The sequence below is a fragment of the Shinella sp. H4-D48 genome (assembly GCF_022637395.1).
GTDB lineage: Bacteria > Pseudomonadota > Alphaproteobacteria > Rhizobiales > Rhizobiaceae > Shinella > Shinella sedimenti.
The window spans coordinates 1,378,903-1,394,996 of the sequence record NZ_CP093337.1 but is presented as its reverse complement, the minus strand read 5'-3'; the positions used below and the strand labels follow the sequence as shown (position 1 = coordinate 1,394,996).

Sequence of the window (16,094 nt, the reverse complement as noted above, 5' to 3'; positions counted from 1 at the left end):
CAATCAGCAGGAATATGGTTTGATGTCTTGTCGGCAGAGCCAGTCAGCGTCTCGAAACAGCGGGCCGGTCATGATCTCTTGCCCGTCTTCGGTGACGAGCGAGATGCCATCCTCTGTCATGAGCGGCAGCCCATTCGGCTCCCACTCTTCGCAGAAGCCACCCCACCCGGCCCCAAATTCGAAGGTGCCGAAGTGCCACCGCGTTGAGATACCTGGCGCGATCGGAAGGGCGCGGGGAATGACTTGGAGGATGGCTGTTTCAAGGTCCGTGAGAGCGCGGAAAGGGGCGAACACCACCTGACCATGCCCGGCGTCCATGATACGCGCCTGAGGGCCGAATATGGCTTGCAGGGCGTCTGTGAGGTCCGCCCAGCTATACCGTGCCTGGAACTGGTAGGATCGAGCGATGAGCAGACTGCGATAGACCTCATCATCCGTGATGCAGATCTCGGAAACGCCATCCTCACCGCAGTTCAGCCAGACGCCGCCCTCGCAGAACCCGACGATCGGACGGGCGCCGGGGAGTTGGACATCGCAGGCGAACCCAAACACGGGCTGTACATCGCAAACGCAATGGCAGCGAGGGAAACCCATCCATTTCCCGATGATGGACAGTTGGTCACCCGTGGCGGTGTTCAGATCGAAGAAGGAAGGCAGATCGCAGATCGCCTGCTGGGCCTGCCAGACCTGACGGAGATAAGTCCTGATCATATGCAAGAGCTTGGCGCTCTCGCGATACTGGGTCAGGACATGGTCAACGCCAGCCTCAACGAAGGTGTCTTGATCGATGCAGCCCATCATGCCACCGGAGTAATCAAGACATCGGCCGGCGCGAGCGAGGCGCGCTCGATGAAACCGATCACGACGTCCGCGTTGTCGGATTGGTCGATGCCGTCGCGACTCCCGTTGATGGCGATCACCTCGACGTTCGAGAATGCATTCTCAATGATCGATCGGATTCGGTAGAACGTCACGTCATCGCCATTCAGCAGATAAAGCCCCTGGAGGAGCGCCGCCTTGATGGCTGTCGCTGACGGTGGCGGGCAGCCCATGCCGTCGCGGAACGTGCGGACTTTCACCACAAGCTCAACGGGAACGTCGATGGGACGCAGGACGCGGAACGTCCGGCAATAGCCATCGACGAGGCTTTCGATCGCAGTGGAGCCATACATCGTGACGCCGGGAACGACGTATTGCCGGATGGCGGCGGCAATTTCGTCATCATCCCCGCCCGTCACGGCAATGCAGAGCGAGCCGGGAGGCATGAGGTTTTCGTCGAGGGCACCTGTGTCGTTCACCCACACATGCGAATAGGTTACGCCGCCAAGCGCCGCGATTGCTCGGCTGATGTCCTGCAGGTCGATACGAGCCTGCCCCTCGTTCGTGATCGTGCGGCGGAAACTGTCGTCCGACTGCCCTACCCCACGAGCGATGCGCCGCACGCGGCCGAGAATGTCAAGGCGGATGCCTTCGGCTTGGTCGGGGTCGAGGGACTGATAAATGTCCTCGGACAGTTCCCACGCCTTGGTGATTGCCTCCGCGAAGATAGCATTGATCTGGCCCAAGGGGGACTGCGCCGTTTGGATAACGCCGGGCCCAAACTCGGTGATGAGGGCGGCCTCGACCTCAGCAAGCGTCGTCGTCAGCGGCTTCCGCGAGAAGCCAGTCGGGACCACACCATAATCGGTCATAGGGCCACCTCTTCATCGAACATGGTCAGAACATTGATGCCGCGGATGATCAGGCCCCGCGTCGGCCGGTCGAAGGCGACGGAAAACGACGTGATTTCCTCGATGCCGTCAGTATCGAGCAGTTCGGCCTTTACGACGCTTTCGGCGAGCGCGGGGTCGTATCCCTTGCCAAGGATCTGATCGAGCCACGGGACGCCGCATGTCGTGTCAAGGAACCACTCGCCGGAATAGGTCTGGAGGCGCTGGCGCCCGTGCTGGCCGACCGCTTCCGCATCCGTCACAACCGCGAGGCTGCCGTCGGTGCGGAGGAACAGGTCGTTTGTTGCCTCGTCGATCGCGAGGCCGATGCGAACTGCTGTCATAGGACCATCGCCCGAAGCTTGGCGGCGAGCACCGCGAATTGACTTTGATGCGAGAGCGGCCAGATGCCGGATGATGAGCCGCCCGAAACCGTCGTCGTCTCATTGCCGAGCAGTTCAACCACCTGCGCGAGGATATCGAAGAGGTTACCTTCGGCCCCGTTGAGCTGGAACTTGCCGTCCGGCGACCCCTTCATCCCGAACGAGCCCGACGTGTTGAACCTCAGGTGGAAGTTGTCGGGGTCGGCGTTCTCAAGTGGGGCTGCGAGGCTGTCGCCACCGGCTAGAGAGGCCCGCATTGTGGAGAGGTGGTAGGACCTGGCGTCATATGCGCCACCGTCACCCCCCTCTTCATAGTCATCCATCGCCCGCATCTGGGGCGCGAGCATTACCCGCGTGCCGGCGGCAACCGGAAACGTCATACCCATGCCGTTCGTGCGAGGCTGATCGATCGGTACCTCGTAAAGGTCCGGCATGTCGACCTTCTGGCCGTTGTGCAGCGGCTTGTAGAGCGGCCGAACGGTTGCGGTGCCCTTGGAGGCATCGAACGACAAAACCTCGCCAGGGATCGGGCCCCACATGCTGTCTCGTTCGGCCTGCGCCTGCTGGCCCGTGATGTCGCGCGAGAGGTTCGTAGTCTTTCCGAGCAGGCCAACCATCAGCGTTTGATCCCCTCGTCCACACGCCCGCCCTTGATCGCCTCGCCGGTAATGTCGATCTTGAACTCACCCGTGTAGTTATCGCCGGAGTAGGTGCACTCCGAGACCCGATACATCCCATCGGCCGCGTTCATTTCGAGTGTTTGGCTCTTGATCTGTACGCGCCTGTTTGGGCGGATTTCCGGGTTCAGGAGGGCCGAGACGCGCACGCCGTTGTCGGTGATGGCCGGCGTGCCGATCATGCCCGTTTCTGGGGTGATGAGCGCCACCGTGCCGACAAATCCGTCACTCGGGACCAGTTCGAGCGTTTCGTTCTGGCTCGACCAGTAGAAGCCATTGCCCCGGCCGATTGTGTCGAGCTCGCGCACGCAGGAGCCACAAGCCGCATAGGGACGCTTGAACGTCTTGCCCTCCAGTGCCTCTGGATACTTGAACTCGCCGCGGCTGAGACCCTTGGCCTCCATCTGCTTCGCGATATCGTCGATCACGTCCTTGACGGGCGTTCCGGCCGGATAACTCTTGCTGATCGTCGCCCGGCGGAAGGCTGCATCGCCATCCCCGCAGCCGATCGTGGTGACGATGTTCGTCCCCTCGCGCTTGTGCTCGACGTCGCGAACGGCGCCCTTGAAGATGATCCCGACATTGCCGGTCTCGCCCGGAGGCATATAGCCGGCCTCTAGCGTGATGGCGTCGAACTCCTTGCCCATCCCGTTACGGGTGGTCTCGGCGAGATTGTAGAGCTTGATCTCCGCCGAGTTCGGCGACGACGATATGCCCTTGCTGATGGAGAACTCGATCTTGATCTCATGTGTCGAGACCGGGCCGGGATTGATGACCAGGCCGCCGTTGAACGAGGCCCTGACCTTTCGAAGGTATTGAAGCATCAGGCCGCCGCCAATTCCGCATCAGAGGCGTGGAAGAGCCTCACAGTGCCGGCCGGCAGCGCCTGACGATCCGCAACCGCGCCCGGCGTGACAGCAGCGGCGAAGATGACGCCGAGGCCGAGATTGAACGGCGCCAGCAGATCGACGCCCGTCACGATACGCCGGCCTTGCAGAACCGGCAGGTCGTCAATTGCAAGATCAAAGCTCCAACGCTCCGACGTCGGGTTATACCTCAGCCGGATCGTCACCCGCCGCCCGTTGATGATCGTGCCGAATTGCTGATCGGCGGCGTCGATAATGCGAAAGACTTCCATCAGTCACCTAGTAGGCTCGAAAGGTAGGATCGGTCGGCCGGCATGGCTGACTGCACGCCAGCGTCACCCCGCATTTCGGTTTGAGATGCACGATCCGGCGTTGCGCCGCCCGCCGCCCCGCCCTTGGCCCGTTCGGAGGTGGCCGGTGCTGCCCGCGTGCTCTTCTTCCCGCCGGGCTTCCCGCGCTCGCTGTTGTCGCCGCCCGGATCGGCCGCGTAAGCCGTCCCGACGATGATTACCTCTTGCAATTCGACCCTGCCCCGGAAGACGGAAGAGAAACCGGCATCCCGCTCGGGATAGATCCCCTTCACGAGCATGTTGCTGAACACCTTCAGCCCCGTGACCAGCGTGAATGGCACGCGCGATTCCTGAAACGCCACGAGAGCGGCGAAGGTGGCGGCGGCATTTCCGCTTGCGACCTCCAGTCCGACCTTCTTCGGCATCACGACCGCATGGTCGGTGATCTTGGCTCCCGTCTCGATGGCGATCTCGGTGATGTCCAGTTCGGAGCTGGGCTTCTCGGACATCACGCAGTCGAGCGGCACCGGGCCGATGCTGGTTGAAAAGGCGATGATGGAAGACATCAGAACGCATCATCCTTCTCGAAGCGGGAGGCCCGGGCTGCGCCGCTCCCGTTAAGCGCGTTGCGAACGGCATTCTCCACTCCCGCGCCTGCAGACGACGCAGCTTGATTCACGTCATTAACGGAGACGGTGGCGGTTGCCTTGACGTTGATCGACCTATCAGAACTGTCATTCACCACAGTTCCGGCGGCGGCGCCCATCTTATCCATGTTCCCCTTGAAGTTGAGGAATGCATCGAGCGAAGCTGCGCGCCCTCCGTCGCCGTTATCCTGCATGTATGGGTGGCCTGCATTCGCATCGGACCCAAACCAATTCTTCGGAAGCCATGAACTCTTGTCATGCTTCGCGTTGAATGCGGCGTTCCTTCGCTGATTTGACTTGATGAGGTTTTCCACGCCATCCTTTGAATCTGGCACCCCAGCGATCATGTCCCATGCGTTGAAGAGGCTGAGGGCAGTCCCGAAGCCGAAACCCCTTCCACCCATCTTCTTCCCGACAGATCCAATCGCAGCGGCACCCTTTGCGGCTGACGCGCCACCCATCAAGCCAAGCGCAGTAGCGAGACTGCGGACGGAACTTGCGAAGAAACCAAGTGCAATAGCGCCCGCAAGCAAGCCGCCCGCGGCCGTCGCGATTTTCCCGAGAACGTCCGCGACCTTCTCTGGATCCGCGCCGAGGAACTCAGCGAGCGCATCGATAAAGTCACCGATTACCGACTTCCCGCCTCGCAGGTACCCGAGAAAGTCATCGATGATCAGCGCAAGTGCGAAAAACGCAGCGCCTACCGGCCACAAGCGGATTGCGATGGCAACAAGGATGCCCTTTAGCCACTCCCAAGTGCCCTTATGTTCCTCGATCAACTCCGCGATCGTGCCCCAGTGGGCAGCCATACGCCAACCGAAGCGGGCGATGGCATCAGTGATCCAGACGAAGGTTGCCGACCACGACTTGGCCCACCGATCAAGCGTCCCATCAAGGTCCAACTGGTTGAGGAAGTTGATGGCGCGGCCCAGCTGCCCTTTGACGGCATCGAAGAACCCCGCCTCGCCGATCCGGCGCTGAAAGTCCGTCCATGTATCGGACAGGTTCGAAATCATCCCGTTCCAGGTCTTCGACTGTCGAACCATAGCGCCGGAGAAACGCTGGCCGAAACGATCCTGAATGAACTTCGTGATCTCCTCGCCGGTCTTCTTCGTCGTCTTGGTGAGGGTCTTGCCGTTCTCTGTCCACGAGAACGTCACCTGATCACCGGCCTGGCTGGCGCGGATACCGAACTCTTTCAGTCGCTCGAACTCACCGGTGGACGCATCTGCGATCATCTCGACGGCATCAATCAGCCGCTTGCCCATGGCCGATGAAGCGTTGCCAAGATCCTCCATGAGCCCGTTCGTCGGGTCCATGCCGTAGGCCCGGAGCTTGACGAAGGCAGAGGTCAGTTCCTCGACCTCATACGGTGTCTTCTTCGCGAAGTCGCTGATCCAGTCGAGGGACGCACGAGCCTTTTCGGCGCTGCCTTCTACGGTCTCAAGCGTGGCCTGGAAGCTCTCGAACTTCGCCGTTGTGGAAATGACCGACTTGCCGAGCGCCGCCGCAGCCGCAGCCGCAACCGTTCCAGCCGCAACAGCGAAGGTAGCGAGACGCCGAGCGGCATCATCTATCGACTGCGTGAACGAACGTAGTTTGTCTTGCCCTTTGACCTCATAGCCAAGGATAGCGACCAGTTCATCAACGATCATGAGTCGACTCCTGCGTGAATTTTTGGTTTGATCACGCACAACCGGGGGGATGCGTTATGCCGCGACGATCATCGTTCAAGTTTCGGGTGAGGAAGCCGAGCCTCAAGAAAAGCCTCGCGGCTCGAACGTCGGTAAAGCGGTTGGTAAGGCACAACCTTGGCCTCAAGGCGCCAAGAGGATTTGGCTGGCTGACAAATCCCAAAAAGGCGGCCTATAATCGGTGGTATACCCGCACCAGTTTCAGTCTGTGGTCGCTTCTGAAGGCACTTTTCAAGTAAGGACAACTAAATGGACGTCGCATCTGCCACAGTCGCCGCCGGTCTCATTTCCATTATCGGAGGTGTCGTCGGAGCGCTGATCGTCAAATCGAAACCGTGGATCGGCGGAGCCGTTGGCTTCGTCTTTGTTGCTACGTCAATTGCTGTGTCGCTACTCGGAGTCACCAATCAACTCGTGGGCTTCGCCGCCTGTATCATTGTCGCCGGTCTAGTTGGCGGCGCTCTCGGTCTTACTGGCCGGCAACTGCCTACCGTGGTCCTGGGCGCGATACTAGGCACCGTAATAGCGGTCGCAACGCTCGGTCCTGGTGCTTGATAGGAGACAGTGAGTGATAACCCGCCTCTTCGCCATCCTGCTCACCTCTATGCTTGCCATCGCCCCCGCGGCGCACGCTAAAAACACCCCTTGCTCAGGTAAAAAGGGTGGCGTGAAAGCGTGTACAAGTGATGGACGTTATCTGTGCAAAAACGGCACCATCAGCAAATCCAAGCGCATATGCGACCGGTGATCTCAATTGCCGCGCTCCTGCTATTCGCAGGAACAGTTACAGCCGCCGAAATCACTGGCCGCGCCTCCGTCATCGACGGCGACACAATAGATATCCAAGGCGTTCGTATCCGGTTCGACGGGATCGATGCGCCCGAAAGCAGGCAGAGATGCCTCACCAGTGCGGGAGAGCACTATCGGTGCGGCAAGACCTCAGCCGAAGCGCTTGACGCGTTCCTCGCTCAATCTCGGCCGGTTTCCTGCAAGAGGACCGGGCGAGACCGCAACCGGATCGTGGCAATCTGCACCCGGGCAGACGGAACCGACGTCAACCGATGGCTCGTCCGCAACGGGCACGCCATAGATTGGCCGAAATACAGCAAGGGCCGGTACGCCGCGGAACAGCGCGAGGCAGAGGCATCGAAGGCCGGAATGTGGGCCGGGACCTTTGACTGGCCTTGCGTTGTGCGCGGCGCTCGCTGCGATTAGACCTCTCGACTCTGCGTTGATCTCATGCTTCTCTTATTACCACTAAACAGGGAGAAGAACATGCGTGACGGACTTTATGCAGTGCAGTTTGCCACCCCACTCGGCGCGGGCGGTGGCGTTGTCTACTTGGAAGCAGGCCGTTTGCGCGGCGGCGACTCTGCGATTTTCTACACCGGCGACTACTCAGTTAATGGCGATCAGTTCAGCGCTACCGTGAGCACCGGTCGACATACGCAGGGCATGGCTTCTGTCTTTGGCATCGACAGCGTCATAATCAACGTAAAAGGGCAAGTCGTAGGAGACACCGTCAATGCGACGGGAACCTCTCCCCAAGCTCCTAATCTCCAGTTCCGAGCGACGATCAAGAGACTATCGGACTAATCCTTGCTCTTTTCCTGCATCGCCCCCTTCAGATCGAGCGCTTCATGAGCGTCCATGACGTCCTGAAGCGTGACCCATTGCCTTAGATCGGCTTGAGTGTAGATCGGCGGGTCTGCGAGGATCGGCCGCCAGAGCCACATGTTGAGGTTCGGGGCTATGCGCCCGACCTCGGCATTGGTCAGGCCCTTCCCGCCACCCCGCGGCTGCCACTGCCCGGCGCGGCGGAGAAAAAATCCCCGAACACCTCTTTCAGAACGAAGGCCACGACCGGGATGATGGCGCCGAAGTCTTCGGACAGGTCACCGTCGAGATCCATGGTCTCGTAGTGCCCTGAGGGACGCTTGAGTTTGGCAAGCGCGACCACATCGCCGACGAGGTGAGCAAATTCGTCGGGCTCCAGCCCTTCAAAGATGCCAGTCAAGACGCCGATGAACTTGACACCGACCGCCTGCTTGGCTTCCTCGCTCTGGGCCGACCGCAGGGCGCCGATAAGGTCGGGTAGCTGGTCGGCCACGCCGCCGGCCGCGCGCATCAGCCGGGCCTGCAGACGCAGCGCTTCCGTTGCAAGGGGCCGGTCAACCCGGATTTCCATCCCCCGGATTTTGCGCTCACCCATTCGGAATCTCCGCATTGAACTCGCCGGTCACGAGTACCCATTCGCGAACGGTGGCATTCACGCCCTTGGTGTCAGTCGGCGCTGCCTGGATGAAGCACTTATCGGCCGTGCCGCCCTCGCCGCTCGACGTGTCGTAGGCTGTGACCGGGAAAGCCGTTGCCGGCGAGGCAAGAGCCTGCTGGCGCTTGAGCTTCTGCTGGAGCAACCGGTGCGTCGGGCTGGTGTGCTGCAGGCGCAGCGTGATCGTCGCCCCGCGATTTGCCGAGACCGAGAACAGAGCCGAGCCGTCGGCCCCGATGAGCATCGTGCCTTTGTCGGCGAGCGGCGCGATGCTGATCGCATCGTCACCGTCCCAAAGGCCCTGGATGATCTGGCCGTCGACCGTGTTGGCGGTGTTGACGAAGCCGTATGCGGAAGTAAGTGCCATGGGTCAGGCCTCCTTAGAACGCCATCTGATAGCGGACGACGGCATAGTGGACCGCGCCAGCATAGCGGAAGCGGCATTCGATGTTCGGCGCGATGCGGGCCTTGCGCTGGCTTTCCGGTACGTCGAAGACGCTCGGAACGGTGATCTGCACCGCCGCCTCGTAATCGCCCGTCTCCGGGTTGAGGTCGTTGGCGACAATCCCGGCCCGAATGGCCTGCTGCATGACGGTGCGGACCGCGCCGGCCAGGACCTGCATGCCGCTGTCATCGAAGCGGACGCGCGGGTTGTTGAGCAGGATGCCAAGCATCTCCTCCTCGGTCCGGGCAATGATCCAGTCCGTAGCGTGGATCTCGTCGAGGAAGACGTTTGCGGTGAGTGTCGAGCCTTCAACGACAAAGTTGCGGCTGCCGATGTCGATGTAGGTGTTAGCCATGTGGCCAGCGGCTTCGGACTGGCCGACGCCGGGCGTGAAGCCCGTAACCGCCGTGAGAGCTGCGGAGCCGATGTTGACCGCCGGAATGCCCGGCAGTTGCTTGAACTTCGCGGTATAGGCCGTGTTCGCTTCGTCAAAGCTGCGGGTCTGCATATATGCAGCGAGGGAGGCCGCTGGATAGGTCGCGGCATCCGTGTGATAGAAGACACCGGCACGGTCGAAATCGCCCTTGTTGGCCGCCGCAATGGAAGTGGTGTCGGCCGGGTTCTCGGTGTCCGTCTCGTTGCTGTCGATAATTGCCAGTTTCGGTTTTGCCTGCACCCACGTCAGGAGACCGGAGAGAGCGACGACGTCGCGGAGATTGTCCGCGATGGTGATGAAATACCAGTCGCTATCGTAGGCGTAGAGCAGATCGAGTTGCGCCTGGAGCTCCGTGGCGATCATCGTCTCGTCATCGACGACATGGCCGATCTTGATCTGGCGAGGGCGCGGGTTCTGTGAAAACGCCGAAAGCGCGGCCTTGTAGGCGCTTGTCGTCGTCGCCCAATCCTCCGCCACCTCTTCGATGGAGCCGTACAGCTTGGTGCGCTTGGTAGCGTCCACCTTGTCGGCGACAGATTCCGTTGTGATGATCAGCTGCGTGCCGAAGCCACGGCGGCTGGGAAATGCGTCATTGCGCGAGACGCTGACATCAACGACCCGGCTGTAGGGAATTATTGCCATATTCGTTACCTCAGTGTAACATCGTTGTATTCACAAGGAGATACGGCAATGAAGCCATACCATGGGATACACCCCGAGACATTTTTCTCGAAGGTCGATACCGCCCCAGGGCATGGCCCTGATGGAGATTGTCATTTGTGGACTGGAGCCGTCTCTGACGGCGGTTCAGGAGCCTTCTCAACAGTCGTGGAAAAAGCTCGCTGGAACTTCAAAGCACATCGTGTGGCTCATTGGTTTTACTGGCAGCAGGACGATACCGGCCTCTATTGCAACCACACTTGCGGCGTGAACCACTGCGTCAACCCAAAGCACCTCTATCTATCGAGTAGCCATCGAGGCATCGCGCCGGTGCGCTTCCTACGCTTGATAGACAAGACGCCAGGGTTTGGGCCGTCAGGCGACTGCTGGCGTTTCACCGCCCACATCAGCAAGAGCGGCTATGGCTGTTTCAGCGATGACCGTGCAAAACCGTATCCCGCGCACCGATATTGCTATGAGCTTATCCACGGCGTTCAGCCGCCCGATGTCCAAATCTGTCACTCATGCGATAACCGCGCCTGTGTAAATCCCGATCATCTTTGGCCCGGCACCCATGCTGAGAATATGTCAGATCGCAATGCGAAGGGGCGGCAGTCCAGAACACGGAAGTACACAAAACTCAGCGAAGATGAAGCGCGCGCCATCAAGTTTCATGATGATCGAACCCACCCCGCAATTGCGGAGGCTTACGGAGTGAGCAGATCGACGGTTTCCTTTATCAAAAGCGGAAGGCGCTGGGGCCACTTGCGGCCATAGCAGGGGTTACTCAGCCCGAGCGATTTCGAAGCTGTATTCGTCGATGACGTCGACTTCGCCGACGCTGTCACGGATGATCCCGCGAACGATGATGTCCATCTGTGCGCGGGGCTGCCATGCGTTGTTGATCCAGTCCGGCACGTCGCGGATGGCTGAAACCTCATGGACATGGAGGCCTGGCATAAGCGGCTCCATGGCCTGAGATACCTTCACGGCCGAAACGATGGGCCGAAGCCGATCGGTCGGGCTCGGGCCGTAGGCGTGGACCGAGAACCGCCATTCCATTTCGATGACGGGAGCCGCCGTGACGATCTTCTCGCCAGCGGAGTTCTCTGCATCGGTCTCGGTATATTCCGTCTGCTGGTGCCAGCGCCGGACCTCTGCCGTGCCGGTGTCGTTGACCATCACATAAGGCAGGGCTGGTGTCCGGCCAGACTGATGAGCCTTGATCGCGATCACGCCCGTCTTGGCTTTGATCCAACGGACGACGGCGCTGTGAACATCATCGTTCGTCATGCCATCCGTCCCAACGCCGCGCGGTAGAAACCGCCTTCCTCGCGAGGCCAGGCAAAGACCACTTTGTAGGTGATGCCTTTGCTGACGATTCTGTCGAACGTGCCAGCCTTGTCATCACAGGCCAGTTCCGATCGGCTCCAGCACATCCAACCCGCCTCTGTCCGCTTGCCTTCCGGCATATCCAGCAGTTGGTTGCCTTTCACGGGCTGCACGACGGCCTTGATCGTGGTCGCGACCGGCGAACCTGGCACCCATTCCCCGTCATCGTTGTAGGCGCCATTAGTCTCCCTTGTGCGGGTGACTGCCCATGCGCGGCGGTCGATGGCGTTGGCGGCTTGGCGGGTCATCTGATGATCTTCCACTTCACATCTCGCCGCATTTCGCCGGAGTCGATCAATGGATTCGCGGACCCCTTCAGTTCAATCGTCACAGGGCTATTCGGCGGACTGGAAAGTGCCGCTATCTCCGCCTGAACATCTCGTGCCGCGAGCGCTCCTAGTTTTGCCAATACCGTCCCGAGTGATGTTTGGGCGAGGAGCAGCGGCTTTGCTTCAGCCTTCATCGCGTTCCGGTATGTGCTCTGGTTGTCGCGCATGGTGTTGCGCATGAATGGGCGCTCTGGGATCGGTCCACCCCAGCCGCCTGAGGCCGCGCCCCCCTTCGTTCCGAATTCTTGCCAGATCGCTTTCTGAATGTTTTCGCCATCGGACTCGCCGGCTGGGAAACCAACAGCAACTTTCGAAGGCCCACGCAGGCTGGTCTGCACTTTGGACAGATCAACCCGCTTGTTGCGTTTGACAGTTACGGTGAAGCTCACCCTTCGGCCTCATCGGAAGCCATGTCCTCGGCCTTCTGTGTCCGTTTCCGGGCCTGCTTCGCGCCGGTCTCCAGCACATCGGATGCCGAAACGAGCTTTTCGCCGGCCTCAGACAGTTCCACGTCGCGCGTTTTGCCAGGATGGATAAAGACGACGCCGGCCGTCGTATGAACCGCCTGGCGCTCGTCGCTGTTGTTCGTAACCTTCATGGCTTCCTCGTCGGGTTGTTTTTGCGCATGTTCATGGCGCGCGCCAAATCTTCGGCAGCCGTGCGAACCACGAACCGTGCCGCCGATCCCGCTTGTTTCAGGCTTTTCGATTGCGCAGCGGCCTTGATGGCTGCCCGGCGCTCTTGACAGCGACAACGCATGGGCGTTCCTTCCCGCCATGACCGATGATCAATTCCGCGAACTGAAAGACCTCATTCTTGACGTCGCCATGCGCGTCGAAAAAGTCGAAGCCCACTTGAAGAGGCAAGATCGGGAAGCGATGGAAATTCTCGCCGCCTCACGCCGTCTGATGATTTCCCTCGACGCAATCGACAACGGCGAGGAAGACCTCGGCCCGGTTTATAGCTAAGTCGCACGCCGTTCTATCGGCGCCGTCCACGGCCTGCGCTTCAAAGACCTTTCCAGAGCCTCTTGCTGCGCCTGCGGCAACTGAGGCGGCAACGTTACCTCGCGCGCCTCATACCGCTCATCACCGAACGTGATAACGGCCCTGGCGATGCATCGGCACCGCGGCGCTTTACCTGGCCCTACGCCGCCTTCCGCGCCGGTCGGCTCTCCATATCGATATCGCTTGCCCTCAAGGGCGCGATGCCGAGGCCGCACGCGCTCGTCCCGACTGGTAGACCAGTCGTATTCGGTGATGCCGGCCTGCCGATGCCGATATTCATTCATGTCGGCGTTCATTTTCGCCATCTGGTCGGACGCAATGAACTTCGCCCGCCTGTCGGAAATCCCGAAGGCTTCAACTAATGTTTTGCGCAGGGTCTCGCTTGAGTTCCCGGCAATCAAGTTGTCGAGGACGGCCAACTCCACGCGTTTGACCGTATCGTCGGAAAGGCTCTTGATCAGCGCGGCGTTTCGCTTCGCCGCTAGTTGTAGATACCCCTCAAGGTCTTCCTCTTTTACCAGCGCCCTTACATCGATGCCGATTGCCCGCTTCACAGATGAAATGAATGTGTCTGTATGGCGCTTAGCCTCCAGCCGGAGAATGCGCTTCACCATGCCGTCTGCGATAGAGACAAGCCCAACAGCGACCCGCGCCAGTTCATTCAGGTCGTACTCTGTCCGGGCTGTTCGCGCGTACTTAGCCAGATCGCGCAGCATTGCCCGAAGTGCTTTGAGATAGGCGGTCTTCCCGCCTGCGCTCTCCTCGATACCCGGAAGCTCGACCTCCGTGCCCTTCGCCCGCCGCGTCAGTCGGTTGATCTTGTATTTCGTCATGCCCTCACCGCGCGCCCGACATAGGCAGAAGCGCGCCCTTTCGTCAGCCCGCTTAGAAGGTCATGAACGATAAAAACGACTGGGTGAGAACCGGAAGAGGACGCCCGGAACTCCGTTTCCGCGTCCCCTACCTTGTCCCGCTTGATCTGGTCGACGGCGGCATCAGGGGAGAGACTGCTCGGATCGATCAATTCCCGCCATGCAGCTTCGCACAGTGCGTCCTTGAGCTTTTCCGGTATTTCGTCCGAAGCAATCCCATTGCAGCGGTAGACGACGCCAGAGCGGGGCCATTCGAGCCTTTGCGTGGTAGTTGCCCAGCGGCCTTGGAAGAGCGGCCCATAGCGGGCATCGATCCATGTCGTGGCGCGGCGAAGCGCCTGCTCAACCTGCGTGTCGGAATATGCCGGAGTCGTGTAGTCGTACCCCACCTTGCCGGCATATGCCTTGAACTCTGCCACGCTGGCGTAGCTCTCGGCATTAGCGAGGCCGGTTCCGTCTTCAACGATCAGGGCCATTATTCGATGTCCCCCATATAATCGCCGCTCAAGAGTTTATGCTTGAAGGTTTCGAGCAGCCAGAGAACGTCGCCACCGTCTTTCATCCCGAGCGTGGCGCGGGCATCGAGATTTCCGTCCTTGTCCCATCCGAGAATGATCACCTGATCATAGACCCCGATGGCCTGCTCAAGCACGTTGTCGGCGTTCTTTGCGGCGTCCGCAGGGTAGAATTTGACGACTTCAGCCATGGTCGCCCCTTACTGCTGGCGCTGTTCCCGCTCCAAGTCGCGGAGGGCGGCGAGATCTTCCAGCGGGTCGCGCGGGTCGAAATCGATATTCATGGCCGTAAGGTCGGCTTCGATCTCGCGGCGGGTGAGGCCGTTCGATGCCTCTTCGTCCTGATCGTCTGCCTTGTTGAGGGCGTTGAACACCTCAATCAGCTTGTCACGTCCCATCTTGTGGTGCGGAGCCTTGCCGGTCGCTTCCTTGATGGCGGCACGAAGCTGCTCATCCGAAAGCTGCTCGCCGCTGTCCGTGGCGAGGTCGATAGCCTCAGTCTTGGCCGGGGAGCCGCCTTTGCGGACAATGCGACGGCCTTTCGGCGCGCTGGCGTCTTCGATCACCTGAAAGTCCGGTTCGATGTTCATGGGATACTCCAGAGTTGGGAAAAGCCGAGGGCATTGGGTAAACGCCCTCGACTGTGGTGACGACGGTTAGCCCATAAGGATCGCGATATGCTCTTCCTTGATGGCCTTGTAGCCCCAGGCAAGACGGACATGCAGGACGTTCTGCAGGAACTGCTTGTAGAGGGCGACTTCGAAGGCAAGGCCGGTGCGATCATCAACCAGCATCATCGTGTCGGATGCCTGGTCGCCGCCTTCCGGCATGGCCGGCGCACGGGTCGCGAGGACGATGGCGGAGCGGGCAAAGGCCACGTTGGGGGTGTAGCTGTTGCCGATAGTGCCGCTGATCTCGTCGGCCAGCGTTGCACGGAGGCCGGGCTTGTTCAGCGTGATCGTGCCGGAGGTCCCGGTAGAGCCGGTGCCAACGACATACTTGTTGGTGTCACCAGTCCAAGTGATCACATCGCCGGCCTTGATGCCGCTGGTGTTCACCGTTGCGCCGTCGAAGACGATAGCAGTTTCACCGATAGGCTCGCCGCCGTTCGACGTGTAGCCCGTACCGGCACCCTTGGTGTGAACCGTGATCGCATTGGAATGGCGGATCGCCATGTTCATGATGCGGTCGGTCATGCCGTTGCGGAGCATGTCAGACGAGCCAGCTTCGTTGACCTTGAAGAGGCCAGACTGCTTGCCGCGCAGGTTGCCGATGGCTGCATGGCCGAGGGCGAGCTGTAGATCCGTCGTCGGGGCGCCGTTCTCTTCGAGGATGCGAAGAACACCCGCGAAGTCGGTCATGTCGGCAGCGGTGCCAAAGGGCGTGGTGCCGGCAGTACCGTAGGCGCGCGATGCAGCAGTATAGGCTTCGCCCCACAGGTCCGCTTCGATTTCGTTCACCAGCGTGCGCATGCCCTGGTACAGACGATCAGCGCGAATGCTGGAGAAGGTGCCGGCGTTCATCAGGCCCTTCGTTTCCTCGCCGTTGAAGCGCACAGGAACGTGCTTGGACTTGGAGATCGTCACTGCAACGTTGTCCACGGTGTTGTCGCCCGTGTTGGGGGCGGTCACGCCGGGGGTGTTATCGGCAGACGATTCCGCACGCGTGACAGGCACAAGAACCTGCTGGTTGAGAGCCGCGCGGTCCACATTGGACGAGCGGTTGACGGCCGGGATAAAGCCGGTGAGCTCGCGGGAGATGACATCCAGCGCCTCGTACATGTCAGGCACGAGGTCAGTAAGCGTATTAGCCATTGCTAAACCCTTTCGATAAGAATGGCGATGTTTTCAGGGAGGGATGGGCTATCCAGCCCGTGGACACCGCCACTCATCCGAGTGGG

The 16,094-nt window shown here is 60.4% G+C and carries 26 protein-coding genes; 5 read left to right on the top strand and 21 right to left on the bottom strand.

What is annotated here, in order from left to right:
- Positions 1–3: 3 nt before the first annotated feature.
- From MNR02_RS06730 to MNR02_RS06695, 8 genes are read right to left on the bottom strand one after another with little or no spacing between them, the layout of a single operon-like run.
- Positions 4–798: a DUF2612 domain-containing protein gene (locus MNR02_RS06730; protein WP_241948564.1), complete on the bottom strand. Its 795-nt coding sequence runs from the start codon at positions 796–798 to the stop codon at positions 4–6.
- Positions 798–1,691 (bottom strand): hypothetical protein, encoded by an 894-nt coding sequence (locus tag MNR02_RS06725; RefSeq protein ID WP_241948563.1) that lies wholly within the window; start codon positions 1,689–1,691, stop codon positions 798–800. Before MNR02_RS06725 ends, MNR02_RS06730 begins: the two co-directional genes overlap by 1 nt.
- Positions 1,688–2,053: a hypothetical protein gene (locus MNR02_RS06720; RefSeq protein WP_241948562.1), complete on the bottom strand. Its 366-nt coding sequence runs from the start codon at positions 2,051–2,053 to the stop codon at positions 1,688–1,690. The genes MNR02_RS06725 and MNR02_RS06720 overlap by 4 nt, the downstream gene beginning before the upstream one ends.
- A complete protein-coding gene (locus MNR02_RS06715) occupies positions 2,050–2,709 on the bottom strand; it encodes a Gp138 family membrane-puncturing spike protein (RefSeq protein WP_241948561.1) in 660 nt (219 codons plus the stop codon). The genes MNR02_RS06720 and MNR02_RS06715 overlap by 4 nt, the downstream gene beginning before the upstream one ends.
- Entirely contained in the window at positions 2,709–3,593 is an 885-nt protein-coding gene (locus tag MNR02_RS06710; protein ID WP_241948560.1) for a hypothetical protein, read from the bottom strand. Before MNR02_RS06710 ends, MNR02_RS06715 begins: the two co-directional genes overlap by 1 nt.
- On the bottom strand, positions 3,593–3,907 hold the full coding sequence (locus MNR02_RS06705; RefSeq protein WP_241948559.1) for a hypothetical protein: 315 nt from the start codon (positions 3,905–3,907) through the stop codon (positions 3,593–3,595). The genes MNR02_RS06710 and MNR02_RS06705 overlap by 1 nt, the downstream gene beginning before the upstream one ends.
- Entirely contained in the window at positions 3,907–4,491 is a 585-nt protein-coding gene (locus MNR02_RS06700) for a phage baseplate protein (protein WP_241948558.1), read from the bottom strand. The genes MNR02_RS06705 and MNR02_RS06700 overlap by 1 nt, the downstream gene beginning before the upstream one ends.
- Positions 4,491–6,227: a tape measure protein gene (locus tag MNR02_RS06695; RefSeq protein WP_241948557.1), complete on the bottom strand. Its 1,737-nt coding sequence runs from the start codon at positions 6,225–6,227 to the stop codon at positions 4,491–4,493. Before MNR02_RS06695 ends, MNR02_RS06700 begins: the two co-directional genes overlap by 1 nt.
- A 288-nt stretch (positions 6,228–6,515) precedes the next feature.
- On the opposite strand from MNR02_RS06695, the gene MNR02_RS06690 reads away from it, so the two are divergent.
- The 3 genes from MNR02_RS06690 (at position 6,516) to MNR02_RS06680 (ending at position 7,862) form a co-directional block, all read left to right on the top strand.
- Positions 6,516–6,821, top strand: a complete 306-nt coding sequence (locus MNR02_RS06690) for a hypothetical protein (RefSeq protein WP_241948556.1) — start codon at positions 6,516–6,518, stop codon at positions 6,819–6,821.
- A 168-nt stretch (positions 6,822–6,989) separates the two neighbouring features.
- The gene (locus MNR02_RS06685; protein WP_371746737.1) at positions 6,990–7,481 is read left to right on the top strand and encodes a thermonuclease family protein; all 492 of its coding nucleotides are present in this window, start codon (positions 6,990–6,992) and stop codon (positions 7,479–7,481) included.
- A gap of 60 nt (positions 7,482–7,541) precedes the next feature.
- Positions 7,542–7,862: a GrlR family regulatory protein gene (locus MNR02_RS06680; RefSeq protein ID WP_241948554.1), complete on the top strand. Its 321-nt coding sequence runs from the start codon at positions 7,542–7,544 to the stop codon at positions 7,860–7,862.
- Here the strand turns inward: MNR02_RS06680 and MNR02_RS06675 are convergent.
- From MNR02_RS06675 to MNR02_RS06660, 4 genes are read right to left on the bottom strand one after another with little or no spacing between them, the layout of a single operon-like run.
- On the bottom strand, positions 7,859–8,002 hold the full coding sequence (locus MNR02_RS06675; RefSeq protein WP_241948553.1) for a hypothetical protein: 144 nt from the start codon (positions 8,000–8,002) through the stop codon (positions 7,859–7,861). The two genes, MNR02_RS06680 and MNR02_RS06675, sit on opposite strands and share 4 nt — an antisense overlap.
- A gap of 38 nt (positions 8,003–8,040) precedes the next feature.
- Positions 8,041–8,478, bottom strand: a complete 438-nt coding sequence (locus MNR02_RS06670) for a phage tail assembly chaperone (protein ID WP_241948552.1) — start codon at positions 8,476–8,478, stop codon at positions 8,041–8,043.
- A complete protein-coding gene (locus MNR02_RS06665; protein ID WP_241948551.1) occupies positions 8,471–8,905 on the bottom strand; it encodes a phage protein in 435 nt (144 codons plus the stop codon). The genes MNR02_RS06670 and MNR02_RS06665 overlap by 8 nt, the downstream gene beginning before the upstream one ends.
- Positions 8,906–8,918: 13 nt before the next feature.
- Entirely contained in the window at positions 8,919–10,061 is a 1,143-nt protein-coding gene (locus tag MNR02_RS06660; protein WP_241948550.1) for a DUF3383 family protein, read from the bottom strand.
- A 48-nt stretch (positions 10,062–10,109) separates the two neighbouring features.
- Here MNR02_RS06660 and MNR02_RS06655 point away from each other — a divergent pair, with 48 nt between their 5' ends.
- Positions 10,110–10,856, top strand: coding sequence for an HNH endonuclease (locus tag MNR02_RS06655; protein ID WP_241948549.1), 747 nt, complete (start codon positions 10,110–10,112; stop codon positions 10,854–10,856).
- A gap of 6 nt (positions 10,857–10,862) precedes the next feature.
- Here the strand turns inward: MNR02_RS06655 and MNR02_RS06650 are convergent, their stop codons facing one another.
- Genes MNR02_RS06650 through MNR02_RS06635 form a run of 4 tightly spaced genes read right to left on the bottom strand, consistent with a single transcriptional unit; the run spans position 10,863 to position 12,398 of the window.
- The gene (locus MNR02_RS06650; protein WP_241948548.1) at positions 10,863–11,372 is read right to left on the bottom strand and encodes a hypothetical protein; all 510 of its coding nucleotides are present in this window, start codon (positions 11,370–11,372) and stop codon (positions 10,863–10,865) included.
- Positions 11,369–11,719, bottom strand: coding sequence for a hypothetical protein (locus tag MNR02_RS06645; RefSeq protein ID WP_241948547.1), 351 nt, complete (start codon positions 11,717–11,719; stop codon positions 11,369–11,371). The genes MNR02_RS06650 and MNR02_RS06645 overlap by 4 nt, the downstream gene beginning before the upstream one ends.
- The gene (locus tag MNR02_RS06640) at positions 11,716–12,189 is read right to left on the bottom strand and encodes a hypothetical protein (RefSeq protein ID WP_241948546.1); all 474 of its coding nucleotides are present in this window, start codon (positions 12,187–12,189) and stop codon (positions 11,716–11,718) included. Before MNR02_RS06640 ends, MNR02_RS06645 begins: the two co-directional genes overlap by 4 nt.
- Positions 12,186–12,398 (bottom strand): hypothetical protein, encoded by a 213-nt coding sequence (locus MNR02_RS06635; protein WP_241948545.1) that lies wholly within the window; start codon positions 12,396–12,398, stop codon positions 12,186–12,188. The genes MNR02_RS06640 and MNR02_RS06635 overlap by 4 nt, the downstream gene beginning before the upstream one ends.
- A gap of 178 nt (positions 12,399–12,576) precedes the next feature.
- On the opposite strand from MNR02_RS06635, the gene MNR02_RS06630 reads away from it, so the two are divergent.
- Positions 12,577–12,768: a hypothetical protein gene (locus MNR02_RS06630; RefSeq protein ID WP_241948544.1), complete on the top strand. Its 192-nt coding sequence runs from the start codon at positions 12,577–12,579 to the stop codon at positions 12,766–12,768.
- On the opposite strand, the gene MNR02_RS06625 is transcribed toward MNR02_RS06630, so the two are convergent.
- The 5 genes from MNR02_RS06625 to MNR02_RS06605 all read right to left on the bottom strand — a co-directional run bounded on the left by MNR02_RS06625 (position 12,765) and on the right by MNR02_RS06605 (position 16,008).
- Positions 12,765–13,640: a phage minor head protein gene (locus MNR02_RS06625; protein ID WP_241948543.1), complete on the bottom strand. Its 876-nt coding sequence runs from the start codon at positions 13,638–13,640 to the stop codon at positions 12,765–12,767. The two genes, MNR02_RS06630 and MNR02_RS06625, sit on opposite strands and share 4 nt — an antisense overlap.
- Positions 13,637–14,155, bottom strand: coding sequence for a DnaT-like ssDNA-binding protein (locus MNR02_RS06620; RefSeq protein WP_241948542.1), 519 nt, complete (start codon positions 14,153–14,155; stop codon positions 13,637–13,639). The genes MNR02_RS06625 and MNR02_RS06620 overlap by 4 nt, the downstream gene beginning before the upstream one ends.
- On the bottom strand, positions 14,155–14,385 hold the full coding sequence (locus tag MNR02_RS06615; protein ID WP_241948541.1) for a hypothetical protein: 231 nt from the start codon (positions 14,383–14,385) through the stop codon (positions 14,155–14,157). The genes MNR02_RS06620 and MNR02_RS06615 overlap by 1 nt, the downstream gene beginning before the upstream one ends.
- 9 nt (positions 14,386–14,394) lie before the next feature.
- Positions 14,395–14,784: a hypothetical protein gene (locus tag MNR02_RS06610; RefSeq protein WP_241948540.1), complete on the bottom strand. Its 390-nt coding sequence runs from the start codon at positions 14,782–14,784 to the stop codon at positions 14,395–14,397.
- Between the two features lie 66 nt (positions 14,785–14,850).
- The gene (locus MNR02_RS06605) at positions 14,851–16,008 is read right to left on the bottom strand and encodes a P22 phage major capsid protein family protein (protein ID WP_241948539.1); all 1,158 of its coding nucleotides are present in this window, start codon (positions 16,006–16,008) and stop codon (positions 14,851–14,853) included.
- Positions 16,009–16,094: the final 86 nt, after the last annotated feature.

What these genes read in the sequence shown, in the direction of transcription:
- MNR02_RS06730 (WP_241948564.1), bottom strand. Translation starts at nt 798, where the DNA reads ATGGGCTGCATCGATCAAGACACCTTCGTTGAGGCTGGCGTTGACCAT.
- MNR02_RS06725 (WP_241948563.1), bottom strand. Translation starts at nt 1,691, where the DNA reads ATGACCGATTATGGTGTGGTCCCGACTGGCTTCTCGCGGAAGCCGCTG.
- MNR02_RS06720 (WP_241948562.1), bottom strand. Translation starts at nt 2,053, where the DNA reads ATGACAGCAGTTCGCATCGGCCTCGCGATCGACGAGGCAACAAACGAC.
- MNR02_RS06715 (WP_241948561.1), bottom strand. Translation starts at nt 2,709, where the DNA reads ATGGTTGGCCTGCTCGGAAAGACTACGAACCTCTCGCGCGACATCACG.
- MNR02_RS06710 (WP_241948560.1), bottom strand. Translation starts at nt 3,593, where the DNA reads ATGCTTCAATACCTTCGAAAGGTCAGGGCCTCGTTCAACGGCGGCCTG.
- MNR02_RS06705 (WP_241948559.1), bottom strand. Translation starts at nt 3,907, where the DNA reads ATGGAAGTCTTTCGCATTATCGACGCCGCCGATCAGCAATTCGGCACG.
- MNR02_RS06700 (WP_241948558.1), bottom strand. Translation starts at nt 4,491, where the DNA reads ATGTCTTCCATCATCGCCTTTTCAACCAGCATCGGCCCGGTGCCGCTC.
- MNR02_RS06695 (WP_241948557.1), bottom strand. Translation starts at nt 6,227, where the DNA reads ATGATCGTTGATGAACTGGTCGCTATCCTTGGCTATGAGGTCAAAGGG.
- MNR02_RS06690 (WP_241948556.1), top strand. Translation starts at nt 6,516, where the DNA reads ATGGACGTCGCATCTGCCACAGTCGCCGCCGGTCTCATTTCCATTATC.
- MNR02_RS06680 (WP_241948554.1), top strand. Translation starts at nt 7,542, where the DNA reads ATGCGTGACGGACTTTATGCAGTGCAGTTTGCCACCCCACTCGGCGCG.
- MNR02_RS06675 (WP_241948553.1), bottom strand. Translation starts at nt 8,002, where the DNA reads ATGTGGCTCTGGCGGCCGATCCTCGCAGACCCGCCGATCTACACTCAA.
- MNR02_RS06670 (WP_241948552.1), bottom strand. Translation starts at nt 8,478, where the DNA reads ATGGGTGAGCGCAAAATCCGGGGGATGGAAATCCGGGTTGACCGGCCC.
- MNR02_RS06665 (WP_241948551.1), bottom strand. Translation starts at nt 8,905, where the DNA reads ATGGCACTTACTTCCGCATACGGCTTCGTCAACACCGCCAACACGGTC.
- MNR02_RS06660 (WP_241948550.1), bottom strand. Translation starts at nt 10,061, where the DNA reads ATGGCAATAATTCCCTACAGCCGGGTCGTTGATGTCAGCGTCTCGCGC.
- MNR02_RS06655 (WP_241948549.1), top strand. Translation starts at nt 10,110, where the DNA reads ATGAAGCCATACCATGGGATACACCCCGAGACATTTTTCTCGAAGGTC.
- MNR02_RS06650 (WP_241948548.1), bottom strand. Translation starts at nt 11,372, where the DNA reads ATGACGAACGATGATGTTCACAGCGCCGTCGTCCGTTGGATCAAAGCC.
- MNR02_RS06645 (WP_241948547.1), bottom strand. Translation starts at nt 11,719, where the DNA reads ATGACCCGCCAAGCCGCCAACGCCATCGACCGCCGCGCATGGGCAGTC.
- MNR02_RS06635 (WP_241948545.1), bottom strand. Translation starts at nt 12,398, where the DNA reads ATGAAGGTTACGAACAACAGCGACGAGCGCCAGGCGGTTCATACGACG.
- MNR02_RS06630 (WP_241948544.1), top strand. Translation starts at nt 12,577, where the DNA reads ATGACCGATGATCAATTCCGCGAACTGAAAGACCTCATTCTTGACGTC.
- MNR02_RS06625 (WP_241948543.1), bottom strand. Translation starts at nt 13,640, where the DNA reads ATGACGAAATACAAGATCAACCGACTGACGCGGCGGGCGAAGGGCACG.
- MNR02_RS06620 (WP_241948542.1), bottom strand. Translation starts at nt 14,155, where the DNA reads ATGGCCCTGATCGTTGAAGACGGAACCGGCCTCGCTAATGCCGAGAGC.
- MNR02_RS06615 (WP_241948541.1), bottom strand. Translation starts at nt 14,385, where the DNA reads ATGGCTGAAGTCGTCAAATTCTACCCTGCGGACGCCGCAAAGAACGCC.
- MNR02_RS06610 (WP_241948540.1), bottom strand. Translation starts at nt 14,784, where the DNA reads ATGAACATCGAACCGGACTTTCAGGTGATCGAAGACGCCAGCGCGCCG.
- MNR02_RS06605 (WP_241948539.1), bottom strand. Translation starts at nt 16,008, where the DNA reads ATGGCTAATACGCTTACTGACCTCGTGCCTGACATGTACGAGGCGCTG.